Annotated in this window: 13 protein-coding genes; 6 read left to right on the top strand and 7 right to left on the bottom strand. The window is 75.8% G+C overall.

Features of this window, described 5'->3' with window-relative positions; translation table 11 throughout:
• Window positions 1–69: 69 nt before the first annotated feature.
• Together glpK and ACZ5FU_RS19665 are read right to left on the bottom strand one after the other, a co-directional pair.
• Window positions 70–1,587 carry a glycerol kinase GlpK gene (gene glpK / locus ACZ5FU_RS19670; RefSeq protein WP_451781985.1) on the bottom strand — a complete coding sequence of 506 codons (1,518 nt, stop codon included), beginning with the start codon at window positions 1,585–1,587 and terminating at the stop codon, window positions 70–72.
• Window positions 1,588–1,611: 24 nt separating this feature from the next.
• Window positions 1,612–2,463, bottom strand: coding sequence for an MIP/aquaporin family protein (locus tag ACZ5FU_RS19665; RefSeq protein WP_451530208.1), 852 nt, complete (start codon window positions 2,461–2,463; stop codon window positions 1,612–1,614).
• A gap of 425 nt (window positions 2,464–2,888) precedes the next feature.
• Between ACZ5FU_RS19665 and ACZ5FU_RS19660 the strand changes: the two genes are divergently transcribed.
• Window positions 2,889–4,874, top strand: coding sequence for a SpoIIE family protein phosphatase (locus ACZ5FU_RS19660; protein ID WP_469046139.1), 1,986 nt, complete (start codon window positions 2,889–2,891; stop codon window positions 4,872–4,874).
• A gap of 29 nt (window positions 4,875–4,903) precedes the next feature.
• Here the strand turns inward: ACZ5FU_RS19660 and ACZ5FU_RS19655 are convergent, their stop codons facing one another.
• The 3 genes from ACZ5FU_RS19655 to ACZ5FU_RS19645 all read right to left on the bottom strand — a co-directional run bounded on the left by ACZ5FU_RS19655 (window position 4,904) and on the right by ACZ5FU_RS19645 (window position 6,680).
• The gene (locus tag ACZ5FU_RS19655; protein WP_451530209.1) at window positions 4,904–5,437 is read right to left on the bottom strand and encodes a GNAT family N-acetyltransferase; all 534 of its coding nucleotides are present in this window, start codon (window positions 5,435–5,437) and stop codon (window positions 4,904–4,906) included.
• Window positions 5,438–5,494: 57 nt separating this feature from the next.
• Window positions 5,495–5,887 (bottom strand): iron chaperone, encoded by a 393-nt coding sequence (locus tag ACZ5FU_RS19650; RefSeq protein WP_451530222.1) that lies wholly within the window; start codon window positions 5,885–5,887, stop codon window positions 5,495–5,497.
• A gap of 235 nt (window positions 5,888–6,122) precedes the next feature.
• Window positions 6,123–6,680 (bottom strand): pyridoxamine 5'-phosphate oxidase family protein, encoded by a 558-nt coding sequence (locus tag ACZ5FU_RS19645; protein WP_469045794.1) that lies wholly within the window; start codon window positions 6,678–6,680, stop codon window positions 6,123–6,125.
• A 172-nt stretch (window positions 6,681–6,852) separates the two neighbouring features.
• Here ACZ5FU_RS19645 and ACZ5FU_RS19640 point away from each other — a divergent pair, with 172 nt between their 5' ends.
• Window positions 6,853–9,741, top strand: coding sequence for an ATP-binding protein (locus ACZ5FU_RS19640; RefSeq protein ID WP_451530211.1), 2,889 nt, complete (start codon window positions 6,853–6,855; stop codon window positions 9,739–9,741).
• Window positions 9,742–9,781: 40 nt separating this feature from the next.
• Here ACZ5FU_RS19640 and ACZ5FU_RS19635 read toward each other — a convergent pair whose 3' ends face one another.
• Both ACZ5FU_RS19635 and ACZ5FU_RS19630 read right to left on the bottom strand, forming a co-directional pair.
• Entirely contained in the window at window positions 9,782–11,365 is a 1,584-nt protein-coding gene (locus ACZ5FU_RS19635) for a glycerol-3-phosphate dehydrogenase/oxidase (RefSeq protein ID WP_451530212.1), read from the bottom strand.
• Window positions 11,362–11,961 (bottom strand): TetR/AcrR family transcriptional regulator, encoded by a 600-nt coding sequence (locus ACZ5FU_RS19630; RefSeq protein ID WP_451781991.1) that lies wholly within the window; start codon window positions 11,959–11,961, stop codon window positions 11,362–11,364. The genes ACZ5FU_RS19635 and ACZ5FU_RS19630 overlap by 4 nt, the downstream gene beginning before the upstream one ends.
• Before the next feature lie 72 nt (window positions 11,962–12,033).
• Between ACZ5FU_RS19630 and ACZ5FU_RS19625 the strand changes: the two genes are divergently transcribed.
• From ACZ5FU_RS19625 to ACZ5FU_RS19610, 4 genes are all read left to right on the top strand, one after another.
• Window positions 12,034–13,632 (top strand): FAD-binding oxidoreductase, encoded by a 1,599-nt coding sequence (locus ACZ5FU_RS19625; protein ID WP_468837941.1) that lies wholly within the window; start codon window positions 12,034–12,036, stop codon window positions 13,630–13,632.
• A gap of 88 nt (window positions 13,633–13,720) precedes the next feature.
• Window positions 13,721–14,602, top strand: a complete 882-nt coding sequence (locus ACZ5FU_RS19620) for a YegS/Rv2252/BmrU family lipid kinase (RefSeq protein WP_468837938.1) — start codon at window positions 13,721–13,723, stop codon at window positions 14,600–14,602.
• Window positions 14,603–14,907: 305 nt separating this feature from the next.
• Window positions 14,908–15,549: a hypothetical protein gene (locus ACZ5FU_RS19615; protein ID WP_468646875.1), complete on the top strand. Its 642-nt coding sequence runs from the start codon at window positions 14,908–14,910 to the stop codon at window positions 15,547–15,549.
• A 155-nt stretch (window positions 15,550–15,704) separates the two neighbouring features.
• Window positions 15,705–16,145, top strand: a complete 441-nt coding sequence (locus tag ACZ5FU_RS19610) for an OsmC family protein (RefSeq protein WP_451530217.1) — start codon at window positions 15,705–15,707, stop codon at window positions 16,143–16,145.
• Window positions 16,146–16,260: the final 115 nt, after the last annotated feature.

The following is a 16,260-nucleotide window of genomic DNA, read 5'->3' as shown; positions in this document are numbered from 1 at the left end:
GCCGACAGGTGCTGTCGGCCCCGGCTCGGGAGGGCTGGGTGCCCCGGGTCGGGAGGGCTGGGGCGCCGCCTATTCGACCGCGGCCCAGTCGAGGGTGCGCTCCACCGCCTTCTTCCAGCCGGCGTAGCCCTCGTCCCGTCGTTCGTCGGACCACTGGGGCTGCCAGCGCTTGGACTCCTGCCAGTGGGTGCGCAGTTCGTCGGTGTCGCGCCAGAAGCCGGTCGCCAGGCCGGCCGCGTAGGCGGCGCCGAGCGCGGTCGTCTCGGCGACGACCGGACGGCTGACCGGCACCCCGAGGACGTCGGCCTGGATCTGCATGCACAGGTCGTTGGCCGTCACACCGCCGTCGACCTTGAGGACGTCGAGGTGGACCCCGGAGTCCTGCTCCATGGCCTCGACGACGTCACGGCTCTGGTAGCAGATCGACTCCAGGGTCGCCCGGGCCAGATGGCCGTTGTCGTTGTAGCGGGCCAGGCCCACGATCGCGCCGCGGGCGTCGGAACGCCAGTACGGTGCGAACAGGCCGGAGAAAGCCGGGACGAAGTACATGCCGCCGTTGTCCTCGACGGTACGGGCCAGCGTCTCGCTCTCGTCGGCACTGCTGATGATCTTCATCTGGTCGCGCAGCCACTGCACCGCGGACCCCGTGACCGCGATGGAACCCTCCAGGGCGTAGACGGCCGGCTCGTCGCCGAACCGGTACGCCACCGTCGTGAGCAGCCCGTGCTGCGAACGCACCAGCTCGGTACCGGTGTTGAGGACCAGGAAGTTGCCGGTGCCGTAGGTGTTCTTGGCCTCGCCGGGGGCGTAGCAGACCTGCCCCACCGTGGCCGCCTGCTGGTCGCCGAGCACCCCGGTGATGGGGACGGCGCCGCGCAGCGGCCGCGAGGTGCGCGTGACGCCGTACGCCTCGCGGTGGGAGGAGGGGTTGATGACGGGCAGCATGGACCGGGGGATCCCGAAGAAGCCCAGCAGCTCGTCGTCCCAGTCCAGCGTCTCCAGGTCCATCAGCATGGTCCGGCTGGCGTTGGTCACGTCGGTGGCGTGGATCCCGCCGTCCGGACCGCCCGTCAGGTTCCACAGGACCCAGCTGTCGGTGTTGCCGAAGACGGCGTGGCCCTGTTCCGCCGCCTCGCGGACCCCGTCGATGTTCTCCAGGATCCACTGGATCTTGCCGCCGGAGAAGTACGTCGCCGGGGGCAGCCCCGCCTTGCGGCGGATGACGTCGCCCTTGCCCGAGCGTTCCAGGGCCGCGGCGATGGAGTCGGTGCGGGTGTCCTGCCAGACGATGGCGTTGTAGTAGGGGCGTCCGGTGCGCGGATCCCACACCACCGTGGTCTCGCGCTGGTTGGTGATGCCGATCGCGGCCAGGTCCTCCGCGGCCAGGTTCCCGTGCCGGAGGGCGTTCTGCATCACCGAGTTGGTGCGTTCCCAGATCTCGACGGGATCGTGTTCGACCCATCCCGACCGCGGGAGGATCTGGGCGTGCTCCAGCTGGTGCTTCGCCACCTCGTTCCCGGCGTGGTCGAAGATCATGAATCGGGTGCTGGTGGTGCCTTGGTCCACCGCGCCCACGAAGTCAGCCATGGGATGCCGCCTTTGCTGCGGGTGTCAGCGCTCGGAGTCGGGGGCGGGGACGCGGCCGGGAGGCTCGGCCTCCGCCTCCGGCAGGAACCGGCCGATGAGCGTCTTGTACAGGCCGGCGCCGAGCAGGCCGCCGATCAGGGGACCGAGGATCGGCACCCAGAAGTAGAGGTTCCCGTACTGATCTCGCCACGCTCCGCCGTAGCCGGTGAGGAAACTGGCCAGCCGGGGGCCGAAGTCGCGTGCCGGATTGATCGCGTATCCCGCGTTGGTTCCCCACGCCATGCCGATCGCCACGACGATCAGGCCCACGATGAACGGGGCCAGGTTCGCGCCGGGCGGATTGTTGAGCAGGTCCGTGACGGCCATGATCAGCAGCAGCAGGATGGCGGTGCCGATGACCTGGTCACGGAAGGCGCCCCATTCGTGGACCGGCAGGTTCGGGTTGCCGTTGGCGGGAAGCGTGGAGAACACGCCCTGGGTCTTGATGGTGTGACCGGGGTCGGCCTTGGCCAGTGCCTCGGTGTAGTTCCACCGCACGATCAGGGCCGCCACGAAGGCGCCCGCCGTCTGCGCCGCCATGTAGGGCGCGGCCTTCCGCCAGGGAAACCCCTTGAACGCCGCGAGGGCGAGGGTCACCGCGGGGTTGAGGTGGGCGCCGCTCAGCCGCCCCGCGACGTACACGCCGAGGGTGACGCCGAGGCCCCACGCCCAGGCGATGCTGTCGTGGTTGCCGAGGCCGCCCGGCGGTGTCGTCAGGGCCCCGCCGGCGACCACCTGGGCCACGACTCCGCATCCGAAGAGGATGAGGACCATCGTGCCGGCGAACTCGGCCGACAACTCGCCGACCAGTCCCGACCTTTTCCAACGCTCAGCCATGGAAGCTCGCTTCCCGCCGGTCGAAGGACCGGCTCTCGATTACCGAGCCCTCCCGACGTCAGGATAAGTCGGCGGTAAGGAAATCGCTCGAACAGCCCTGTACACCCGCAAACCGGGACACCGGGAGAGTGGAATGCCCGGGGGGACGGGGTGCCCGCGGAACGCGGCGGCCGGGGAACGTGACGGCCGGAGAGCGGGGTGCCGCGGAACGTGACGCCCGCGGGCCGGGCGGCCCGCGGCCCCGGCCGCACCCCCGCCGACGTGCGGTCCCCGCCGCCCCGGCCGTGCCGCCTGGTGGACTCCGCTCTTCCGGATAGGGTGTTTTCATAGGAAATGTTGCCTGGTGGTCAGGACGTGCGGTGGACGCTCACCAGACGGCGGGGCCGGTGCCGGAACAGCCCTCCACGGCTGTCGGGTACGCGGGTGTGCTGCGCGAACTGCTGCCGATCGCCCTCTGGCGGGAGGACACCGAGGGACGCGTCGCGGAGTGGTCGCTGGCCGCCCAGGACCTGCTCGGGTACCGGCCCGAGGACGTGCTCGGCCGGCCCGCCTCGGCCCTGCTCGTCCCCGAGGGCAACGGCGAACTCGCCGACCGGCTGACCCGCCGGGTGCACGCCGGGGAGACCGTCGTCGGAACCCTGTGGGTGCGCCACCGCGACGGCCACCTGGTGACGATGGAGATGTGGATCGTCCCGGCCGCCGACGCCCTCGGACGGCCCGGAGCCCTGCTCATCGCCGTGGAGACCTCCCAGGTCCTGCGCATGCGGGACTCGCTGGCGGCCCTGGAGAGCCTCTTCCGCCAGTCGCCCATCGGCCTGGCCACCCTCGGCACCGACCTGCGCTTCCTGCGGGTCAACGACGCGCTCGCCCGGATGAACGGCCGCTCCGCCGCCGAGCACCTCGGCAGACGCCTGTCCGAGGTGGTGCCCGACGTCAACGCCGCCGCCCTGGAATCGACGATGCGGCAGGTCCTGGACCGGGGCACCGCCGTCGTCGACGTCCGCCGCACCGGGCGCACCGCCTCCGACCCCCACCACGACCGGACCTGGTCCTGCTCCTACGCCCCCCTCGTCGACGGCGCCGGCCGGACCCTCGGCCTGATCGCCTCCCTCATCGACATCACGGAGAGCCAGCGCGCCGAGGCCGACGCCGAGCGCGCCAGACGCCGCTTCGCCCTGCTGGCGGAGGCGGGCACCCGCATCGGCACCACCCTGGACCTGCGGCAGACCGCCGAGGAGATCGTGCAGATGCTGGTGCCCCAGCTCGCCGACTCCGCCGACGTGCAGCTCCTCGAAGAGGTCCTGCGGCCCGACGAGTCCGCCGCCTCCACCCACGGCGTGGTCCGGCGCATGGCCGCCCACTTCCCCGACCCCTCGGCCCCCACCGCGAAACTCCTGCCGGGCATGACGTCCCGGATCCCGCACGGCTCGCTGTACGAGACGGTCATCACCAAGGGACGCCCCACGAACCTCTACCGCTCCGACGTCCCGGCCCTGGTCACCGACCCCCGCTCCGACCACCTGCGCACGTACCTGATGAGCCTCGGCTCCGCGCGGCTGGTCCCCCTGGTCGCCCGTGGCAAGGTGCTCGGCGCGGTCGTCGTGACCCGGCTCCGCACCCGCGAACCCTTCGACGAGCAGGACTGCGTGCTCATCGACGAGCTGGCCGCGCGCGCCGCCCTGAACATCGACAACGCCCTGATGTACACCCGCCAGCGCGCGGCGGCCCTCACCCTGCGGCGCAGCCTGACCAACAGCGCGCTGCCCGTCGTCCCCGGCCTCGAACTCACCGGCCGGTACCTGCCGGCCAGCGAGCACGACGTCGGCGGCGACTGGTTCGACGTCATCGCCCTTCCCGACGGCAGGACCGCACTGGTCATCGGGGACGTCATGGGCCACGGCATCCACGCGGCGGCCGTCATGGGCCAGCTCCGCACGGCGGTGCGCACCCTCGCCCGGCACGACGTCCCTCCGGACCGCATGCTCCGCTCACTGGACGCCGTCGTGGCCGACATGGGCGAGGACGAGATGGCGACCTGTGTCTACGCCGTCCACGATCCCGCGTCCGGCGGCTGCCTGGTCGCCCGGGCCGGCCACCCGCCGCCCGCCGTCAGGGCGCCCGACGGGTCGGTCGTCTTCCTCGACGGCCCGCCGGGCACGCCGCTGGGAACCGGAGGGCACGAGTTCCGCGCGGAGGAGGTCCCGCTGCCGGCGGGCAGTCTGCTGGTCCTGTACACCGACGGTCTCGTCGAAGCCCGCGGCCGGGACTTCGACCAGAGCCTGGACCGGCTCGCCCGCGCGCTGCGGACGCCCGCGCGCTCCCTGGCGGAACTCTGCGACGACGTCCTCGCGCGGATGCTGCCGCACCCCGCGCAGGACGACGTCGCCGTCCTGGTGGCCCGCCCGCAGTGACACGCCCCGGCGGTCCGCCGCCCGCGGGTTCAGCCCCGGTACTCGGTGAGGTCGATGGCGTGCACGGCCAGCGGAACGTCGTGGACGGGGTGGGTCGTCACCCGCTCCGGCACCATGCCGAGCTTGCGCAGGACGTTCTCCGAGGCCTCGTCCCCCACCCGGACGATGCCGACGACCCGCTCGAGGCCCCGGTCCTGGAGCGCGAACTCCAGCGTGGCCTGAGCGGCCTCGGACGCGTACCCCTGGCCCCAGAACGGTGTGCCGAGCCGCCAGCCGATCGCCACCTCGGAGGCCAGTTCCGGCAGGGAGGCGGGCACGTACAGGCCCGTGAAGCCGGCCAGCTCGCCCGAGGCCAGCAACTCGACCGCGAACAGGCCGAAGCCCTCCTCGTCCCACTCCTCCTCCCACCGTTCGAGGGCCTCCGCCGTGCCGTCCAGGTCGAGCACCGAGCCGTCGCCGACCCACCGCATCACCCGGGGGTCCGCGTTGATCTCGGCCATGGGGACCAGGTCGTCGTCGTGCCAGCGGCGGAGGAGGAGGCGGGGGGTGCGGATCTCGGTCATGGGGCCATCCTGCCGAAGCCACGGCCCCCACCGGTAATCGGCGGGGAGCGGGCGGTCTCAGCCGGCCGCCCGCTCGACGAGCGCGACGATCCGCGCCTCCGTGCCGGCGCTCAGCGCCGTCAGGGCGTAGGAGGTGGGCCACAGGGTGCCGTCGTCGAGGTGCGCCTGGTCGCTGAAGCCGAGGGTGGCGTACCGGGACGTGAACTTCTGCGCGCTCTGGAAGAAGCAGACGACCTTGCCGTCGCGGGCGTACGCGGGCATGCCGTACCAGAGCTTCGGCGTCAGGTGCGGCGCGGCGCTCCGGACGATCTCGTGGAGCCGCTCGGCGAGGACCCGGTCGGCCTCCTCCATCCCGGCGATCTTCGCGCGGACGTCGCTCTCCCCGTCCGTCCCGGCCGAGCGCGGACCGCGGCGCGCGGACGCCTTCAGCTCCCGGGCGTGGTCCTTCATCGCCTCGCGCTCGTCGGCGGAGAACCCCTCGAAGCCCTTCTCCGGCGTGCCGGTCCTCCGCGCGGACCGCGCTGCGGACCTCGGTGCGGTCTTCGACGCGGCCTCGGTGGCGGGCGCGGGGACGGTCTTCGGTGCGGGCTCGTGCGTGCCGGTCATGGCGGGTGCCTTTCCACGTGGGTGTGATCGGTGGGGAGAACGCGGTTCCCGCGCCGGGGGCGCGGTTCCCGTGAGGTGACTAGAGGTTCTGGTCCAGCCAGTGGCCGTCGCGCATCAGCTCACGTCCCGTCAGTTCGTCCGCCTCGCGCCAGGCCTGGACGCGGCGCGGGGTGACACGGAACCAGCGGTACGGCGTGCCGGCCGGGTCCGGCGTGCGCGGGTCGAAGCCGGTGCGGGCGGCGAACCGGTCGCCCCGCTCCCGCGGCAGCGCGTCGATGTCCAGCACCTCGACGTCACCGTCGATCATCGACACGTCCCGGGTGGGACCCAGCCCGAGGCGGACGGTCCCCGAGGCGGCCAGGTTCCGGCCGGTCGGACCGCCGGCCGCGGTGGCGAGCAGCAGCGTCTCGCCGTCCCAGTCGAAGGACAGCGGCACCAGGTACGGCACGCCGTCCGCCGAGGCCGTGGCCACCCAGACGTCGACGTCCCGGGCGAGCCGGTGCGCGGTGTCACGACGGCGCCGGGCACGCGGGCGCGGACCGGCGCCCGTACCGCCGCGCACCTCGTCCGGGACGTCGACGTCCGGGCCGGCGGGGTGCGCGGCGGTCCTCGGCGTGCGGGTGGGCGAGCCGGTCATGGTCACTCCTGGGGTCGTGGGACGCGGTCCGCCCGGCCCGACCTGCCGGGTCCGAACGCCGTGGTCACACCCTCCCGCGGCCGGGGCGGCCCCCGCCTCCGTGCCGGCCACGGAGACCACCACGGAGACCACCACGGAGATCACCGCGGAGACCACCGCGGATAATGACTCCGTGTCCACCTCAGTGATCTCGGCCCGGGAGGGCGACGTGCTCGCGCTGCTCGGGGAGCACCTCAGCAACGCGGAGATCTCCGCCCGCCTGTTCATCTCCGTCCGGACGGTCGAGTCGCACGTCTCCGCGCTGCTGCGCAAGCTGGAGGTGCCCGACCGGCGGGCGCTCGCCCGGCGTGCCGCCGAACTCGCCCGCGCCGAACGGCCGCGGCCGGCCCCCGCCCTGCCCACGCCGCTGACGGCGTTCGTCGGCCGGGTCCGCGAGCGGGCGGAGCTGGCCGCGGCGGTGGCGTCCTGCCGGCAGGTGACCGCGGTCGGTCCGGGCGGTGTGGGCAAGACCCGGCTCGCGCTCGCGGTGGCCGCGGAGGTGGCCGCCGACTTCGCCGACGGGGTGTGGTTCGTCGACCTGGCCCCGGTCGTCGATCCGGGCCGGGTCGGGGCGGCGGTCGCGGCGGCCGTCGGGGTGGGCGAGCAGCCCGGCCGGGGCATCGACGAGGCGGTCCTGGCGGCGCTGGCGGACCGTCAGGCGCTGCTGGTGCTCGACAACTGCGAACAGATACGCGACGGGGTGGCGCCGTTCCTGGAACGCCTGCTGGTGGCCTGCCCGCGGCTGCGGGTGCTGGCGACGAGCCGGGCCCGGATGGCGGTGCCGTTCGAGCGGGTGCACCCGGTCCCGCCGCTGTCCTGGGCCGACGGGGGCGAGTCGGAGGCCGTGGCCCTGTTCATGGAACGGGCGGCGGCGGTCGGCCGCCCCCCGGACCCCGCCGCGCGCGAGCGGATCGCGGACCTGTGCGAACGGCTCGACGGCATGGCGCTGGCCATCGAACTGGCCGCGGCGCGCTGGCCCACGCTCGGACCGGACGGCCTCACGGCCGGCCTCTCCGACCAGCTGCGGATCCTGGCGGGCGGGCCCCGCGCGGACGACCGGCACCGGTCGGTGCGGGCGGCGCTGGACTGGAGCCACGACCTGCTGGAGCCGGGTGAGCGGGCACTGCTGCGCCGGGTCTCGGTGTTCGCGACGGCGTTCACCGCCGACGCGGCCGTCGAGGTGGCGGCCTTCGCCCCCCTGGACCCGGCCGCGGTGGCCGACGGACTCGGCAGGCTCGCGGACCAGAGCCTGCTCACCGCGACGCCCGCCGCGACCGGCACCCGGTACCAGGCGCTGGAGACCATCCGCCAGTACGGCGCGGAGCGGCTCGCCGAGGCCGGTGAGGCGGCCGGTGTCCGCGCCCGCCACCTGACCTGGTGCCTGGCCGGGGCGACCGCCCTCACCGCGGCGGAGGACGGGGACACCGGCCGCCGCGCCCGGTTCGACGCGCTGGCCGAGGACGCCAGGGCCGCCCTCGCCCGGGCCGCCGACCGGCCGGAGCAGCGTGCGGACGCCCACCGCCTCGCCCTGGCCATGGGCGGGCTGGCCTTCGCCCACCACCTGCTCGGCGAGGCCCAGCAGTGCTACGAACGGGCGGCCGCCCTCGCCGGTGACGCGGCCGGCGCCGAGGCGCTGCGGGAGGCCGCCGCGGTGGCCGGCTGCCGCAGGCTCGGCGACGACATGCTCCGCCTGCACCGCGGCGCCGCGGAGGCCGCCCGGCGGGCCGGCGACCACGCGGGCGCGAGCCGCGACCTGGCGACGGCGGCCACCGTCGCGTACCGCTTCTCGAGCGAGTTCACCCGGGTCCCCACCGCCGCCGAGGCGACGGCCCTGCTGAGGGCGGCGCGAGAACTGTCCGGGGACAGGGACGGGGACGGGGACAGGGACGGCGACGGACACGGAGTCGACGAAGGCGTCGGCGACGACCGCGGCGACGACCGAGGCAAAGGTCACGGCCGCGCCCACGGCGACCCGGCGACCGGGGCGGCGCTGGCGCTGGCCGAGGCGGCGGTCCTCGCGGACGCCTTCGGCGCGGTCCAGGGAGACACCGACAACACCGCGCACGAGACCGTCGGGCGCGCCGAGCGGGCCGTGGGACTCGCCCGGCGATCCGGCGACCCGGTGGCCGAGTCCGCCGCGCTCGACGCCCTGTCCGGCGCCCTGACCTGGGCCGGCGACTCCTTCGGTGCCGCGGCCGCCGCCCGGCGCCGGATCGCCGTCCTGGAGCCGGTGCCGCCCACCCCCGCCGCCACCCACGAGTGGATGGACGCCCTGGCCATGGCCGCCGGGACCGCCCTCGGCGTGGGGGACCTCCCGCGGGCCCGCCGGTGGGGCGGGCGGCTCGCCGCCCACCCGCTGTTCGCCGAGGTGGGCCACCACGCCACGTCCTGGCTCCTGATCGCGGACGCCTTCGCGGGCCGCGCCGACGACGTGCTCGCCGGCAGTGCGAGGTTCCTCGACGCGTGGCGGCGCAGCGGCCGGCAACGGTCGTTCTCGCTCGGCCCGGCCGCCGCGTCGGTCGCCATGGTCCACGGCCTGCGGGGCGACCACGACGCCAGGGCGGCCTGGCTCGCGATCGTCGACCGGGCGGGCACCGAGTCGGAGCACCACCACGGCTACGGCGCGGTCCTCGACGCGACGGTCCTGCTCCACCACGGCGACCCGGACCTGGCCCTGGAGCGGGTCGCGCCGGAGCCGGAGCGGGTGTGGAAGTGGGTCTCCTGGATCTGGCTGCACTGGTACGTCGCGCTGCGGGCGGAGGCCTCGGTGCTCGCCGGTCACCCGGACGCCCGCGACCGGGTCGCCGCCGCCCGGAGCACGGTCGCAGGCAACCCGGTCGCCACCGCCCAGCTGGACCGGGCCCAGGCGCTGCTGGACGGCGACGCCGCACGTCAGCTCGCCGCCGCGGCGGCCTTCGAGGCGGCGGACTGCCCCTACCAGGCGGCGCGGACGCTGCTGCTGGCCGGCCGCCGGGAGGACGGCGCACGCGCCCTCGCCGGCCTCGGCCTCACGGCCGGCTGAGACCCCGCACGTCGGGCACCGCCGTCCCCGTCGGCGGGGCTCACGGCAGCGGGCGCGGCCGCTCCCGGACGTCGTCCAGCAGGCGGCGTACGGCGGGCAGGGCCCGGTCGCGGTCGTCCGGCACAAGGCCGACGCGGGTGCGGCGGTCGAGGAGGTCGGCCTCGTCGAGGGCGCCCTCGTGGCGCAGGGCCCACACCAGTTCCGCGCCGGTGACGGGGTGGCCCGCCAGGACGGGCTCGGCGAGGTGCGGGTGGGCGGCGGCGAGGGCCTGGACGGCCGGGGCCTCCGTGCCGTAGCGCCGGACCAGGCGACGGGGGGCGGCGACGGCCCGCAGCGCGCGCGGGGGCGCCGCGCCGACGAGGGGGAGGCGGGCCGTGCGGCAGGGGGCGGCGGTGAGGCGGCCCGCGGCGACGGCGGCGTCGACGGCGTCCTGGGCCATCCTCCGGTAGGTGGTGAGCTTGCCGCCGACCACCGTGACGACGCCGTCGCCCCCGTCGACGACCGCGTGCCGCCGGGAGATGTCCGAGGTGCGGCCGGTGTCCGCCGAGTCCAGCAGCGGGCGCAGCCCGGCGAAGGCGCCGACCACGTCACCGCGGTGCACGGGGGTGTCGAGGACACAGCCGAGGACGTCGAGGAGGAAGCCGATGTCCGACTCGGGCGCGGCCGGTACGTCGGGCAGGTCGCCGTCGACGGGCTCGTCCGTGAGGCCGACGTAGACGCGGCCGTCGCCCTGGGGGAGGACCAGGACGAAGCGGTTGGTCTCACCCGGGACCGGGACGTGCAGTCCCGCCGGGAGGGCGCCGAGGCGCTCGGAGCGCAGGACGAGGTGGGTGCCGCGGGACGGCCGGATCCGGATGCCGTCGACCAGCCGGCCGGCCCAGACGCCGGAGGCGTTGACCACCGTGCGGGCCCGGATCTCGCCCTCCTCGCCGGTCAGTTCGTCGCGGACCGCGGCTCCCCGGCCGGTGAGCCGCAGCGCCCGGACCCGGGTGAGGACGCGGGCGCCGTGGGCGGCGGCCGTCCGGGCGAGGGCGGTGACCAGACGGGCGTCGTCGGTGACCTTGCCGTCCCAGGACAGCAGACCGCCGCGGAGCCCTTCGGGACGCACGGCCGGGGCGAGGTGGCGGGCCTCCGCCGCCGACAGCCGGCGGGGCGCCGGCAGCGTCGCCCGCGCGGTGCGGGCGGCGAGCCGCAGGGCGTCCCCGGCGCGGAAGCCCGCCCAGGCCAGGGCGGCCTGGCCGCGGGGGACCAGCGGGGTGAGCGGCAGGACGAAGGGTTCGGCGTGCACCAGGTGCGGCGCGGTGCGCTCCATGAGCAGCCCGCGCTCCACCGCGCTCTCGTGGGCGACGTCGAACTGCGCGGAGGCGAGGTAGCGCAGGCCGCCGTGGATGAGCTTCGAACTCCAGCGGGAGGTGCCGAAGGCCAGGTCGTGGGCGTCGACGGCGACGACCGTCAGCCCCCGGGCGGCCGCGTCGAGGGCGGCCCCGGCGCCGGTCGCGCCCAGGCCGACGACCAGGACGTCCACCGTCGGCCCGCCCACGGCCTCGGCGAGTTCGCGGGCGCGGCGGGCGGCCGACAGCGAGGAGGAGCCGCGGGGCGGGGCGGGGCTGCCGGTGCGGCTCATGGCGTGAGGGTCCTCTCCAGAAGGGTCCGCAGCTCCCCGAGGAAGGCGGCGGAGTCGAGGTCCGGGTCGTCCTCGTCGGTCATGGTCCGCAGGGACAGCGTGAACGACTGGACGACGAGCAGGAGCGAGCGCGCCTGCCGCTCCGGATGGCCGGACCGCACCGAGCCGTCGGCGTGGCCCTCGCGCACCCCGGCGGCGAGCAGTTCCAGCAGGGCCTCCTGGCTCGCCCCGCGCCGGTCGAGGACGTAGGGGAGGAGGAGTTCGGGGTCCACGTCGACGATCTTGCGGAACAGGGGATGGGCGCGGAAGGCGGTCACCCCCGCCACCAGGCCGTCGACGAGGAGGGTCCGGGCGGCGGTGTCCGGGCGCCGCCCGGGCATGGCGCCGGTGGCGACCCCGACCCATTCCCGGGTCATCAGGTCGCCGACCAGCGAGCGGACGTCGGGCCAGCGCCGGTAGAGGGTCATGCGGGAGACCCCCGCCCGGCGGGCCACGTCGGTGAGCGTCGTACGGCGGACTCCGACGGCCAGGACGCAGTCGCGCACCGCGTCGAGCACCGCGTCCCCGTCCGACTGGTTGTGACGAATAGGCGTCATGTGTCACAGTGTAACGCCTCGTGGGGGCCGCGACGCGCCGGCCCCGTACCGCCGACCTGGAGGACGACACCGATGGACATGCTGTGGAGCGGCTGGGGCGATCCCGCCGCGGCGACGGTGCTGCCCGACACGGTGGTCGGGCTGCTGCGCGACCTGCTCGGCGTCGAGCCGCGCACCGCCGCCCCGGTGCCGCTCGACCGGATCGCCGTCCCCGCCGCACCGCTCGACGCCGTGGCGTACGACGCCCTGCTGGCCGCCGTCGGCGAGGACCCCGGGCAGGTCCGCACCGACGCCGAGGCCCGCATCCGGCACACCCGCGGCAAGTCCACCCCCGACCTGCTGCGCATCCGCGCCGGCGACGTCGACGACCTCCCGGCGGCCGTGGTGCTGCCCGCCGGCCACGACGAGGTCCTCGCCGTCCTGCGGGCCTGCGCCGCCCACGGGCTGGCGGCCGTGCCCTTCGGCGGCGGCACCTCGGTCGTCGGCGGGCTCGCCCCCGCCCGGCGCGGCACCTTCGTCGCCCTCGACCTGCGCCGCATGAACGGCCTCCTGGCCGTCGACCCCGTCTCGCGGACCGCCACCCTCCAGGCCGGACTGCGCGCCCCGCACGCCGAGGAGCTGCTCGCCGCACACGGCTTCACCCTCGGCCACTTCCCCCAGTCCTACGAGTGGGCCAGCATCGGCGGATTCGCCGCCACCCGCTCCAGCGGACAGGCCTCCGCCGGCCACGGCCGCTTCGACGACATGGTCCTCGGCCTCACCCTCGCCACCCCCGAGGGCACCGTCGAGACCGGACGCGCCCCGCGCTCGGCGGCCGGCCCCGACCTGCGCCAGCTCCTGCTCGGTTCGGAGGGCGCGTTCGGCGTGATCACCTCGGTCACCGTCCGCGTCCGTCCCGTCCCCCGCGCCCGCCGCTACGACGGCTGGCGCTTCCCGGACTTTCGGCGGGGCACCGACGCCCTGCGCCGGCTCGCCCAGGACGGGCCCCGGCCGACGGTGCTGCGCCTGTCCGACGAGACGGAGACCCTGGTCGGCCTGGCACAGCCCGACGCCATCGGCTCCGGCGCCCCGGACCGCGACGCCGGCTGCCTGGCCGTCGTGGGCTTCGAGGGCACCGACGAGGACACCGCCCGCGACCGCGCCGCGGCGGCCGCGGCGCTGCGCGCGGCCGGCGGGGAGCCGCTGGGGGAGGAGCCGGGCCGCCGCTGGGCGCACGGCCGCTACTCCGCCCCCTACCTCAGGGACGCGCTGCTCGACGCGGGCGCCTTCGCCGAGACGCTGGAGACCGCCGCGTTCTGGTCCCGCCTGCCGGAGCTGTACGCCGGCGTCCGCTCCGCCCTGACCGCGACCCTCACCGAGGCGGGCCCCCCGCCCCTGGTGATGTGCCACGTCTCGCACGTCTACGAGAACGGCGCCTCCCTCTACTTCACCGTCGTCAGCGCCCAGGGCGACGACCCCCTCGCCCACTGGACCCGCGCCAAGCACGCGGCCAACGACGCGATCCTCGCCGCCGGCGGCACCATCACCCACCACCACGGGGTGGGCACCGATCACCGCGACTGGTACGTGCGCGAGGCGGGCGACCTGGCCGTCGACGCGCTGCGGGCCGTCAAGCGACGCCTCGACCCGGCCGGGGTCCTCAACCCGGGCGTCCTGCTTCCCGCAGACTGAACCGGCCCGGCACCGCGCTCCACCGCCGGCCGCTCCACCCGCCCGTCCATCCACGCGTCCACCCGCCGACCGCCCGGAGGCCCACCCGATGCGACAGTTCACGGCCGTCGTCAATCCCACCGCAGGCGCCGCCACGGGCGCGGCGGCCCTCCTCGGGGTGGCCCGGCTGCTGCGGGAGGCCGGCGCCGACCTGGAGACCGCCCACAGCCGGAGCCTGCGTCACGCCCGGGAACTCGCCCGGACCGCCGGGGAACGCGGGCGGACCGTGCTGGCGGTCGGCGGCGACGGCATCACCGGCGCCATCGGCGGAGCCCTCAGCGGCACCGACGCGGTCCTGGGCCTGATACCGGCGGGCCGCGGCAACGACTTCGCCCGTGCCCTGAAGCTGCCCACCGGGGCGGACGCCCTGACCCGCGTCCTGCTGGAGGCCGAACCGCGCCCGGTCGACACCATCGAGGTGCGCTCCGCGGTCCACGGCCGCACCGTCGTCCTCGGCAGCGTCTACGCCGGGGTCGACGCGCTCGCCAACCGCCACGCCAACCGCGCCCGGCTGCTCAGGGGCGCCGCCGCCTACTACGCCGGAGGCCTGCGCGCGGTCGCCGGCTGGCGCCCCGCCCGGTACCGCGTCACGGTCGACGGCGTCGAGCACGCACACCACGGCTACACCGTCGTCGCGGCCAACTCCGGCTTCTACGGCTCCGGCCGCGTCATCGCCCCCGACGCCAGGATCGACGACGGCCTGCTGGACGTCGTGCTGATCCGGCACGCCCCGCGCCACCTGTTCTTCACCCTGATGAACGAACTCAGGACCGGCGCCCACGTCCACCGCCCCGAGGTGCACGTCCTGCGCGGCACCCGGGTCCGCGTCGAAGCCGACCGCGGCGTCCCCTACGGCGCCGACGGCGAGGTCGACGCCGAACTCCCGGTCACCGCCACGGTGCTGCCCGGCGCGCTGCGGACCCTGTACTGAGCCCTGAGCCCTGAGCCCTGAGGCCCGATGCGCCGGCGGGAACCGGAAGCCCGCGGCGCCGTCCCGCGCGGGACGGCACCGCGGGCGTGCGGGACCTCCGTACGGAGCACCCGTGCACGACTGAAGGCGGGGCCGGGCCACGAAGAACCGGACCGCCCGACCGGCCGTCCCGAGTGGCCGCGCCGCCGCATCCCCCGTCTCATGGGCGGAGGGCCACGGGCCCCACCCACGGGACGGGCGGAAGGCGCCGCGGCCGGCCGCACCGCCGTGGGGCACACCGGGTGAGACGCGGGAGGACCGCACGGATGGACACGCACCGGACCCGTACGGCGTCACGGAGAGGACCGACGTCACGACGGGGGCCCCTGACGGCCGTGGTGACGGCACTCGCCACCGCCCTCGGCGCGACGGCGCTCGCCGCGTGCGGTGGGGGAGACGGCTACGGCACGACCTCGTCGGCGAGCGTACGGACCTCGGCACCCGCCACCGCCTCCTTCACCGGCTCGGCACCGTCCGCCCTGCGCTCGCTCGCGGAGTCCGCGAAGGCCTCGGCCTCCGCCGCCGCGTCCTCCGCCTCGGCCCGCGCCTCGGCCTTCGAGGCGTCGGTCTCCGCCGAGGTGGCCCGTGCCGGCGCCGCCGCCGAGAAGGAACTGAAGGATGTCGACGGCCGGGGCAACGCCACCGCCGACGTCTCCCTCACCGGTAAGCCGCGGGCCCAGACCGGCGGGCTGCTCGCCGTCGTCGTGAACATCACCAACCGGTCCGGCGACACCGCCTCGTACGCCGTCCGGGTCGACTTCCGCGACCCCGACGGCAAGGTCGTCGAAACCCGCTACGTCGGCGCCGAGGACCTCGCGCCCGGCGGGCGGGCCCAGCCCCTCGCCGTCAGCCGCAAGCCCCCCGAGCCGCAGCTGACGGCGGAGATCGCCCAGGCCCAGCGGTACTGAGCGCCCGCTCGCCGGGGCCGCGCGGTGCCGGCCGCGAAGACCCGCCGCGAAGACCCGCCGCGGGGGTCCGTCACGGGGAGACGGGCCTGAAAGGGCACCCCGGCCGGGCACCCCGGCGCTCGCCCTCGGAGCACACGCCCACTACTGTCCGGCGCATGACCGAGAACACCCTGCGTTCCGTCACCGTCGAACGGACCGGCACCGGACACTTCACCGCCACCAACCCGCGCGGCGGCACGATCGCCTTCGGCACCGGTTCCGCGGACGGCGGCGAAACCGACTTCACACCGGTCGAGCTGCTGCTCGCCGCGCTCGGGGGCTGCACGGCCGTCGACGTCGACGTCGCCACCGCCCGCCACAGCGAGCCCACCCGGTTCACGGTCACCGTGACCGGCGACAAGGTCGGCGACGAACTCGGCAACCGGCTGACCGGACTCTCCGTCAGCTTCTCCGTCGCCTTCCCGGACGGTGAGGCCGGCGACCGTGCCCGCGCGATCCTCCCCCGGGCGGTCAAGGTCTCCCACGACAAACTCTGCACGGTCAGCCGCACCGTGGAGGCCGGGACGCCCGTCGCGGTCGCGGTCGAGGACGCCTGAGGGCGAGGGGCCCCGGCGCGGGCCCCCGCGGCGGCCGCGCCGGGGGCCCCCGCGCCGGTCCCGCGGCCCGCCCGGCGGCGGCCCCCGCCCGGCGGGGGTCGCGGCCGCCCGCGGG

The sequence above is a fragment of the Streptomyces sp. NPDC031554 genome (assembly GCF_055580685.1).
The sequence above is the reverse complement of the archived record's forward strand: the minus strand, read 5'-3'. Positions and strand labels throughout refer to the sequence as shown.

What these genes read in the sequence shown, in the direction of transcription:
- glpK (WP_451781985.1), bottom strand. Translation starts at nt 1,587, where the DNA reads ATGGCTGACTTCGTGGGCGCGGTGGACCAAGGCACCACCAGCACCCGA.
- ACZ5FU_RS19665 (WP_451530208.1), bottom strand. Translation starts at nt 2,463, where the DNA reads ATGGCTGAGCGTTGGAAAAGGTCGGGACTGGTCGGCGAGTTGTCGGCC.
- ACZ5FU_RS19655 (WP_451530209.1), bottom strand. Translation starts at nt 5,437, where the DNA reads ATGACCGAGATCCGCACCCCCCGCCTCCTCCTCCGCCGCTGGCACGAC.
- ACZ5FU_RS19650 (WP_451530222.1), bottom strand. Translation starts at nt 5,887, where the DNA reads ATGAAGGACCACGCCCGGGAGCTGAAGGCGTCCGCGCGCCGCGGTCCG.
- ACZ5FU_RS19645 (WP_469045794.1), bottom strand. Translation starts at nt 6,680, where the DNA reads ATGACCGGCTCGCCCACCCGCACGCCGAGGACCGCCGCGCACCCCGCC.
- ACZ5FU_RS19635 (WP_451530212.1), bottom strand. Translation starts at nt 11,365, where the DNA reads ATGAGCCGCACCGGCAGCCCCGCCCCGCCCCGCGGCTCCTCCTCGCTG.
- ACZ5FU_RS19630 (WP_451781991.1), bottom strand. Translation starts at nt 11,961, where the DNA reads ATGACGCCTATTCGTCACAACCAGTCGGACGGGGACGCGGTGCTCGAC.
- ACZ5FU_RS19625 (WP_468837941.1), top strand. Translation starts at nt 12,034, where the DNA reads ATGGACATGCTGTGGAGCGGCTGGGGCGATCCCGCCGCGGCGACGGTG.
- ACZ5FU_RS19620 (WP_468837938.1), top strand. Translation starts at nt 13,721, where the DNA reads ATGCGACAGTTCACGGCCGTCGTCAATCCCACCGCAGGCGCCGCCACG.
- ACZ5FU_RS19615 (WP_468646875.1), top strand. Translation starts at nt 14,908, where the DNA reads ATGGACACGCACCGGACCCGTACGGCGTCACGGAGAGGACCGACGTCA.
- ACZ5FU_RS19610 (WP_451530217.1), top strand. Translation starts at nt 15,705, where the DNA reads ATGACCGAGAACACCCTGCGTTCCGTCACCGTCGAACGGACCGGCACC.